The sequence below is a fragment of the Oleiphilus sp. HI0086 genome, from assembly GCF_001635225.1.
The window spans coordinates 1-6,339 of the sequence record NZ_LWFZ01000696.1 but is presented as its reverse complement, the minus strand read 5'-3'; the positions used below and the strand labels follow the sequence as shown (position 1 = coordinate 6,339).

The 6,339-nt window shown below is 46.6% G+C and carries 5 protein-coding genes and 1 pseudogene; 5 read left to right on the top strand and 1 reads right to left on the bottom strand.

What is annotated here, in order from left to right; all coding sequences use genetic code 11:
- Positions 1–288 precede the first annotated feature (288 nt).
- From A3756_RS11095 to A3756_RS11075, 5 genes are all read left to right on the top strand, one after another.
- A complete protein-coding gene (locus A3756_RS11095; RefSeq protein ID WP_068510438.1) occupies positions 289–1,446 on the top strand; it encodes an acyl-CoA dehydrogenase family protein in 1,158 nt (385 codons plus the stop codon).
- Between the two features lie 79 nt (positions 1,447–1,525).
- Positions 1,526–2,341 carry an enoyl-CoA hydratase/isomerase family protein gene (locus tag A3756_RS11090; RefSeq protein WP_068553503.1) on the top strand — a complete coding sequence of 272 codons (816 nt, stop codon included), beginning with the start codon at positions 1,526–1,528 and terminating at the stop codon, positions 2,339–2,341.
- 65 nt (positions 2,342–2,406) lie between these two features.
- Positions 2,407–4,413, top strand: coding sequence for an acetyl/propionyl/methylcrotonyl-CoA carboxylase subunit alpha (locus A3756_RS11085; RefSeq protein ID WP_068510434.1), 2,007 nt, complete (start codon positions 2,407–2,409; stop codon positions 4,411–4,413).
- A 2-nt stretch (positions 4,414–4,415) separates the two neighbouring features.
- Positions 4,416–5,246, top strand: coding sequence for an NAD(P)-dependent oxidoreductase (locus A3756_RS11080; RefSeq protein WP_068510432.1), 831 nt, complete (start codon positions 4,416–4,418; stop codon positions 5,244–5,246).
- Between the two features lie 157 nt (positions 5,247–5,403).
- Positions 5,404–5,643 carry a hypothetical protein gene (locus tag A3756_RS11075; RefSeq protein WP_156491574.1) on the top strand — a complete coding sequence of 80 codons (240 nt, stop codon included), beginning with the start codon at positions 5,404–5,406 and terminating at the stop codon, positions 5,641–5,643.
- Positions 5,644–5,752: 109 nt separating this feature from the next.
- Here the strand turns inward: A3756_RS11075 and A3756_RS11070 are convergent.
- Positions 5,753–6,339, bottom strand: a pseudogene (locus tag A3756_RS11070) (12-oxophytodienoate reductase); the annotation flags it as partial.

The window sequence follows — 6,339 nt, the reverse complement described above, 5'->3', positions numbered from 1 at the left end:
CGCGACACGCGCAAGGTGTTGGCATTCCTCTTAGATATTTGTGAGGAAGCCAATATGCGTGAACTAAGACCCAGCTCTTTTGGCGTAGCGCGTCTATAAGATGTAAAGCAAAAACTACCAGGTCATTCCCGCGTAGGCGGGAATCTATTGTTTTAGAGCTAAGCCACATAGGTTGATGAATACTAAGAACAGACTGAATATAAAACTAGACAATGGATCCCCGCTTGCGCGGCGATGACGCTGAGTCCGACTATATTCACAAATAATTTAAAGAACAGAGCAAGAACAATGCAATTTACTCAAGAACACAAAGAAATCCGTCGTACCGTTAAGAACTTCGTCGTAAATGAAATCAACCCACATGTTGAAGAGTGGGAGCAAGCTGGCACATTTCCAATGCGAGACGTATTCAAAAAGCTTGGCGAGCTTGGCCTTTTAGGTATTAGCAAACCGACTGAGTTTGGTGGCATGGGGCTCGATTACAGCTATAGCATTGTGGCTGCAGAAGAATTTGGGCTGGCTAAGTGCGGTGGCGTACCCCTAGCCATTGGGGTACAGACAGATATGTGCACTCCTGCTCTAGCACGCTTCGGCTCGGATGACCTACGTAAAGAGTTTTTAGCACCTTCTATTACCGGCGACATGATTGGCTGTATCGGTGTTTCTGAACCTGGTGCGGGGTCAGATGTCGCGGGCCTAAAAACGACTGCCAAAAAAGATGGTGATGATTACATCATCAACGGTACAAAAATGTGGATCACTAACTCGCCAAGTGCTGACTTTATATGCTTATTGGCGAATACCTCTGACGACAAAGTACACGTCAATAAATCGCTGATCATTGTACCGATGAATACACCAGGCGTTACCGTTGCACCGAAACTAGATAAGCTCGGTATGCGCTCCTCTGAAACAGCTCAAGTATTCTTCGACAACGTTCGTGTACCGCAGCGTTACCGTATCGGAAACGAAGGAATGGGCTTCATGATGCAAATGATGCAATTCCAGGAAGAACGTATGTTTGGTGCGGCAAATATCATCAAAGCTCTGGAACGCTGCGTAAACAGCACTATCGATTACTGTAAGCAACGAGAGACCTTCGGTCAGCCTCTGATTAATAATCAGGTAATTCACTTCCGCTTTGCAGAATTACAAACTGAAATCGAAGCCCTTCGAGCCCTGACTTATCAGGCAGTTGAAGGTTATATCAACAAGCAGGATGTCAGCAAGCTTGCTTCTATGGCGAAGCTAAAAGCAGGCCGCTTGGGCCGAGAAGTAACCGATTCTTGTTTACAATATTGGGGTGGCATGGGTTACATGTGGGACAACGAAGTATCTCGCGCCATGCGTGACGTACGCCTAGTATCTACTGGCGGCGGTGCAGATGAAATCATGCTCGGCATTATCTGCAAGCTAATGGGTATTTTACCCGGCAAGAAGAAGTAAACCCTTCCTCGTCATCCCGGCATTCTTTTTAGCCGGGATCTATTATGTAAATTATTAAATGACGAAGAGATCACTAACTATGACTTTACCAGAAACCGAAACACTATTACTTGAACAGCGAGACCATGAACTGCATATCACACTCAACCGCCCTAAAACTCGCAATGCGATGAGCCTAAAAATGGTTAAAGAGTTAATGGCTGTGTTTGAAAGTATTCAAACACAGGAAGACATTCGTGCAGTAGTATTACGGGGCGCAGAAGGCCACTTCTGCGCTGGCGGCGATATTAAAGATATGGCAGGTGCCCGTATGGCGGAAGGCTCTAAAACTGCTGATCAAAACGACCCGTTCTACGAGCTGAACCGCGAATTTGGACGCATGATTACTTATGCGAATCAGATTCCACAGGTACTCATTGTGGTCACAGAGGGGGCAGTCCTGGGCGGAGGCTTTGGCCTTGCCTGTATTTCCGACGTTGCCCTAACCTCTAGTGACGCAAAATTTGGCTTACCTGAAACCGGCCTGGGTATTCCACCGGCTCAAATCGCTCCATTTGTCGTGACACGCATTGGCTTAACCCAAGCGAGACGTCTAGCCTTATTAGGGTCTTGTTTTAACGGTCAGGAAGCTAAGGAGCTGGGCATTGTTCACGAGGCACATGAAACAAGTGAAGCACTTGAAGAAGACCTAGAATCAGTACTTAGCCAAGTTAAACGCTGTGCACCAGATGCTAACCGTATCACGAAAGAACTGATACTCGGAGTCGGCAAACAACCATTGGAAGAGTTATTAGACTCTGCAGCCCATTCCTTCTCACAAGCAGTACAAGGTAAAGAAGGCCAGGAAGGCACCATGGCCTTTGTACAGAAGAGATTGCCTAGCTGGGCAGAGTAGTCAGTTATCATCAAAACAATGGATTCCCGCCTTCGAGGGAATAACGATAAAAAGAGAGTATTAAGATGTCTAAACAAGTGACATTCGAAAAAGTATTAGTTGCAAACCGTGGAGAAATTGCCGTTCGTGTGATGCGTACAGCTAAGTCGCTCGGCTATAAAACCGTTGCGGTTTACAGTGAAGCTGATGCGGGTGCGCCACATGTTCTTAACGCAGACGAAGCGGTATGTATTGGTGCAGCACCAGTAGGCGAATCCTATTTAGTCGCAGACAAAATCCTTGCGGCCGCTAAACTAACTGGCGCTGGCGCCATTCACCCTGGCTATGGCTTCTTGTCTGAAAACTGTGACTTCGCCAACGCTTGCGAAAAGGCCAATATTGAATTTATCGGCCCACCTTCTGCAGCAATCGAGCTTATGGGTAGCAAACGTTTATCAAAGATCGCTATGACCAAGGCCGGTGTGCCTTGTATCCCTGGTTATGAAGGTGCTGATCAAGACATTGAGACACTCCTAAAAGAAGCCCAAACCATCGGCTTCCCTATTATGGTAAAAGCCTCTGCCGGTGGTGGTGGACGTGGTATGCGTCTGGTTTTTGAAGAGAGCGAGCTGGAAGCACAAATCAAAACAGCTAGTTCAGAAGCTGAGAATGCTTTTGGCAGTGGTGAGCTGATTCTTGAGCGTGCCGTGATCAAACCTCGTCATATTGAAATTCAAGTCTTCGCCGACAAGTACGGTAATGCTGTTTATTTTGGTGAACGCGACTGCTCTATCCAGCGTCGCCACCAAAAAGTGGTTGAAGAAGCGCCTTCGCCATTTGTCGACCCTGAACTTCGCCAGCGCATGGGTGAAGCGGCTGTACAAGCAGCCAAAGCTTGCAATTACGTCGGTGCAGGGACGGTTGAATTCTTGGTCGACTCAGATAAGAACTTCTACTTCCTGGAAATGAATACCCGTTTACAGGTAGAGCACCCGGTGACAGAGCTGATTACCGGTACTGACTTGGTAGCCTGGCAGCTCAATGTAGCGTCAGGTCAAGTATTGCCCAAGACTCAGGATCAAATCGAACTTAATGGACATGCCATGGAAGTTCGCCTCTATGCTGAAGACCCTGCAAATCAGTTTTTACCTCAAACGGGCCCGGTCCACCTTTGGGAGCCAGCTCAAGGTGACGGTTTACGTATCGATGATGGCATTATAACCGGCCAAACCGTCTCGCCTTTCTATGACCCAATGTTAGCCAAGATTATTGCCTATGGCGCAAACCGTGAAGAAGCGAGACGTCGTTTGATCCGTGCTGTTGAAGAAAGCACCCTATTTGGCTGCACCGTTAACAGTAACTTTCTATGCGAAGTACTACGACATCAGGTGTTCATCGATGGCGAAGCCACCACAGCCTTTATTGGTGACGACTTCGTTGACAGTAAAACTCTCAGCAAACAGACGCCTTCAGCATTGGCTGTTTCGCTCGCAGCCATGATCTCTTACTTGGAACAAAGCCCGTCTCGTACGGCAAGCCAACTTTCCCCTTGGGGCAACGAATTATCTGGTTGGAGCAATACTGGCAAAGCTCCATGGCCTTACCAGTTAAAGAGCGGTGAAGACAAGTTCGACTTGAGCCTGGAGCAAAACGAGAACGAATATTTAATCAAACAAGGTGATAATGAAACACGCATCGTATTAATGGGTAATGTGCCTGGCGTACTCACCTACAGTGAGCAAGGTGTGCGCAAAACCTGTCGCTATAAAGTGGTCGGGGGACAGATATTTATACGCCTAGAGAGCGAGTATTTCTGCTTTGAAGATTGCACTCATCAAGCGGCCGAAGCTCAAGATGGTTCAGGGTCTGGGAAAATTAAGGCAAGCATGGATGGCGCAATTATTGAAGTACAAGCTGAAGTGGGTATGAAAGTCGAGAAAGGACAAACGCTTGTTATTCTCGAAGCCATGAAAATGGAGCACCCTTTAAAGTCTGACGTTAATGGAATCGTCAAGGCTGTGAATGTTGCCCAAGGTGATCAAGTTAAATTGCGACAGCTGCTTGTCAACGTAACACCCGATAAGGCCGAATAAAGATGGGATCATTAGTTAATAAAACGATTATTATAACCGGCGCAAGCCGCGGCATTGGTCGAGAAATGGCACTTAAGTTTGCCGCCGATGGTGCGAATATCGTCATCGCAGCGAAATCAGCTGAAGCTCACCCTAAACTCCCCGGCACAATTTTCAGCGTTGCCGAAGAAGTTGAACAAGCTGGAGGACAAGCACTCGCCTTTCAAATGGATGTCCGAGAAGACGAGCAGGTTAAGGCGCTCATTGAGGCAAGTGTTGAAAAATTTGGCGGTATTGATGCGGTTATTAATAATGCTGGCGCAATCAAACTGATGAACTCTGAAATGCTGCCTTTGAAGCGTTTTGACCTAATGTATCAGATCAATACTCGCGCCGTACTGAGCTTATCAACGGCTGCGCTACCTTGGTTAAAGAAGTCTGAATGCGGCCATATTCTGAGCCTCTCACCACCCGTTAACCTCGACCCAAAATGGTTCCAGCATTATGGTCCTTATACCGTCACCAAGTATGGCATGTCGATGTTGACTATTGGGATGGCAGCCGAATACAAGCGCTACGGAATTGCAGTGAACTCCCTATGGCCACAAACATTAATCTCTACAGCTGCCATCGAATTTGAAGGTGGCGGAAAGTCGGCTCTTGAAAAAGGTCGTAAGCCCGCCATTATGGCCGATGCTGCCTACGAAATACTCACCACCCAAGATTGTGAGCTCAGTGGTGAAGTAATCATTGATGAAGACATCCTTCGCAAGAGAGGCGTGGATGATTTCGATCACTATCGCTACTCAGATGATCCAGATAAAAAACTGATGAACGATCTATTTGTCGATTAAATAAACAGAGAAACGATGAAAGGACTTGAGGAAGATCAATAAGTTGAGCTTCCTTTCATTTTTATCGATCTAGGGCGTCGCAAATCACAGTGGGAAAGTGGTAACATACATTGTAAGCATTTTCCAACGAGTTCTCTTCAGGCCTTTCATGAATACAATGAAAACCGAAAAAAGCCATGTTTTCAATGATAAGCGAGGCCAGGATCGTAGGCAGGATACTGCTCAAGCTCGAAAATATAAAAATAACCGCCGTAAAGCTGATCGCCGTAATATGGAGTTTAGTGAGCTGCCATGGTGGCTACAACGAAACTACGTTGATGTAAATATCACTCCAGTCCCCTCGAAAGCCAAGAAACTCAATAAAACCAAGCTCAAGTCTAGCCAAAAAGTCGGCTAAGCTTTCAAAAGTAGAGACATTGTAAACCTAATTTTCTTATACTAATTCGAAAATAGCGGAGACTGCTCAAATATTCTGTTACTCAAGCAGCCGTTTTCTATAAGCCTACTTAGATCAATTTCATCAATGCTGCTTTTGAAAAGTCCTGCAATTCATCCAAACGCTGTTCTTTCACTTTCAATACCCACTCAGGGTCTTGAAGTAGCGCACGGCCAACCGCGACCAGCTCAAATTCACCTTGGGCAACTCTGTCAGACAATTCAGCAATTCGGCTAGACGCCACTCCCGCCTTGTCAGACATCCCCAAGCTCGAGCCCTTCTCATCGATAAAACTACTATCTAGACCAACGCTACCAACGGTGATTACCGGCTTACCTGTCAACTCCTTAGTCCAACCAGCAAGATTCAAGTCAGAGTTATCGAACTCATTTTCCCAGAATCGGCGTGTTGAGCAGTGGAAAATATCGACTCCGGCTTCAGATAAAGGCTGTAGGAATTGTTTCAGTTCCTCTGGAGAGTTGGCCAACCGTGCCTCATAGTCTTGTTGCTTCCACTGAGAGAAACGTAAAATAATCGGAAAGTCCTCTCCGACCCGAGCTCTGACAGCCTGAATAAGCTCAACCCCAAAGCGAGTTCGCTTGAGCATATCACCACCATATTCATCAGTACGCTGGTTTGTTCCTTCCCAGAAGAACT